This is a genomic window from Herbaspirillum sp. UBA812 (assembly GCF_002296545.1).
Lineage (GTDB): Bacteria > Pseudomonadota > Gammaproteobacteria > Burkholderiales > Burkholderiaceae_D > Herbaspirillum > Herbaspirillum huttiense.
In genome coordinates, this window is record NZ_DBIC01000127.1 from 10,572 (window position 1) to 12,920 (window position 2,349).

At 64.5% G+C, this 2,349-nt stretch carries 3 protein-coding genes; all 3 read right to left on the reverse strand.

Annotated features, from left to right (window positions below):
• Nucleotides 1–165: 165 nt before the first annotated feature.
• Complete coding sequence (locus tag B3873_RS08080; protein WP_051156267.1) at nucleotides 166–690, reverse strand: SecDF P1 head subdomain-containing protein; 525 nt, start codon at nucleotides 688–690, stop codon at nucleotides 166–168.
• Nucleotides 687–905, reverse strand: a complete 219-nt coding sequence (locus B3873_RS08085) for a hypothetical protein (protein ID WP_286865153.1) — start codon at nucleotides 903–905, stop codon at nucleotides 687–689. Before B3873_RS08085 ends, B3873_RS08080 begins: the two co-directional genes overlap by 4 nt.
• 115 nt (nucleotides 906–1,020) lie before the next feature.
• On the reverse strand, nucleotides 1,021–2,349 hold a 1,329-nt coding region (locus tag B3873_RS08090), incomplete at its 5' end, for a sensor histidine kinase (protein ID WP_286865154.1).

Below are 2,349 nucleotides of genomic sequence, written 5' to 3' on the forward strand. Positions count from 1 at the left end.
CACGATGTGGCGGGCGACGGACATTGTTCTTGTTGATGTTGTGAGTCTTCTGTAAGGGCAGCGTCAATGCAGTGCCGCGAATGGGCAGGACATTAGCATGCCCTGCCCGCCCCTGCCAGCCATGCTTTCCCTCAGCATGCGCGGGCAGGCGGCCGCTGATGAGACCTAGTTACCCTTGGACAGCAGGTTGGCCAGCCGCACTGCGTCCTCGAAACTGGACAATCCGGTCAGGGCCATGGTGTTGATGGTCATCGGGCCTTGCACGCTGGCCACGTTGGTCACGCGGCCTTCCAGCACGGCGGCGAGCTGGCGGCCCATCAACTCGCGCGAGGCCGCCGCCAGCCTGGCGGTCCCGGTGGGCGAGAATTGCAGTACCAGCACCGGACGTCCGGCCGCATCCTTCTGCGCCGACGCGCGCTGCACGTCGCCGGCATCGAGTGCGGCGCGCGGGGCGAGATAGATGTCGCCACCCGGTGGTTCGCTCAGGCGCGCCTTGATCCAGCCCTGGGTCGGTACGGTGGTGGCACCGCGCAGTTCAAACAGGGTTGATGAAGAGAGACCATGGTCCGCGCTGCCCGAGGCACCGCCCGTGGCACAGCCCGCCAGCACCAGGACGGCACCGGCGGCGGCACCCAGCAACAGAGTGCGGCGACGCGCGGAAAAGCAAGGAGAAGCAGGCAGGCGGCTCAAAATTCGTGCTCCTTCAAGGCGCGCTGCGCGCGTTCGCGGGCGCTGGCCAGGGCTTCTTCCTCGGTCGGGAAGATGCCTACCGGAATGTAGGTTTCCGCGATCTCGGGCTCGCGCGACAGGCGCACGAAGACTTGCGCCTCGAAGCCTTCATCCGGTTTTTCAACCGCATCGTAGCGGGCGATATGGGTGCCACTTTGCAAGACCTTGTCCGTCATGCTGCCTCCTGAGTCGTTCACGATGAAGCCCGTTTGACACAGGGGCAGGCATGAGGTTCTGCATGAAAACGATGTCGTGCGGCAACTGCGGCCAGTGCGGCCATCGCCGCCGGGCTCAGCCCGCCAGCGGGAAGCGTACCGTGAAGATGGTGCCCTGCCCTTGCTCCTTGCAATCGACCGTGATGACGCCGCCATGGTCGTGCGCAATCTCGCGCACGATGGCCAGGCCCAGGCCGCTGCCGGCGATCTTGTCATTGGCGCGATAGTAGCGGTCAAAGATGAGCTCGCGGTGCTCGGGAGCAATGCCCGGGCCGGAATCTTCCACCGAAAGCACGGTGGCCCCCTCTTCTTCCAGGCAGCGCACCGTCACCGTTCCGTGCAAGGGGGAATAGCGCACGGCATTGTCGATGAGGTTGTCGATCAGGTCGGCGAGCAGGAAACGGTCGCCGCGCAGGCGTGCCGGCTGCAGGTCGAAGCCGAGGTCGATGTGTTTCTTGTCGGCCTCTTCGATGAAGTGCTGCACCGATTCTTCCACCAGCTTGTGCAGCGAGAGCTCTTCCAGCTTGCGGCTTTCGAACAGGCCAGGCTCCGAGCGCGCCAGCGCCAGCAGCTGCCGGCTCTGGCGGATCATGCGCTCCACCGAAGAGTTCATCATCGCCAGCGAGCGGGCGGTATCGGGCTGGTCCTGGTGCTTGTCATGCAGCAGTTCCAGTTGCAGCTTCAGGCCCGTGAGAGGCGTGCGCAATTGATGGGCAACGTCGGCCATGAAATTCTGCTGCGCCTGTTCACCCTTGCTGATGCGGGCCATCAGTTCGTTCATGGCCACGATCAGCGGCTGCAATTCCACCGGCGCACCAATGCCATCGATGGCCCCCAGCTTGCCGTGGCCGCGTTGTTCCAGGTTGCGCTGCAGGCTCTTCAAGGGACGCAGCCCGCGCCGCACGGCGATCAGCACCACCGACAGCGACCCGAAGGTCAGCCCGCCATCCAGCAGCAGGAAGGACAGCAGGATGGTGTAGTGCGCACGATCGCGCTTGCGGATGGTCTCGGCCACCGCCACCGAGATCACGCCATTCTTGACCCGCACCTGCATGGCCGAAATACGCACCGGTTCGCCGCGCATTTCGCCGTCATAGTTGAAGGGCCGGTCGAAAATCTCGCTCTCCGGCAGTTGCGGGAAGCCCTTGTCGCCCACCAGGATCTCGCCCTGCGAATTGCGCACGGCAAAGAAGGTGGTGTCGGAGTGATTGCTGCGCAGGATCTGCTCGGCCTGCTGGGTCAGCTCGGCAGTGGTGCGTTCCTGACGATGGCGCACCTGGGCATACAGGCCCCAGGTGGAATCCATCAGGTTCTGGTCGAACGCATGCTGGGCCGGCAGCCAGGCCAGCCAGTAGGTCAGGCCGGCTCCGACCAGATTGAGCAGCAGCAAGGGGGCGATCAGCCA

Excerpts from the sequence above, each read along its gene's own strand:
- B3873_RS08085 (WP_286865153.1), bottom strand. The coding sequence starts at position 905 with ATGACGGACAAGGTCTTGCAAAGTGGCACCCATATCGCCCGCTACGAT.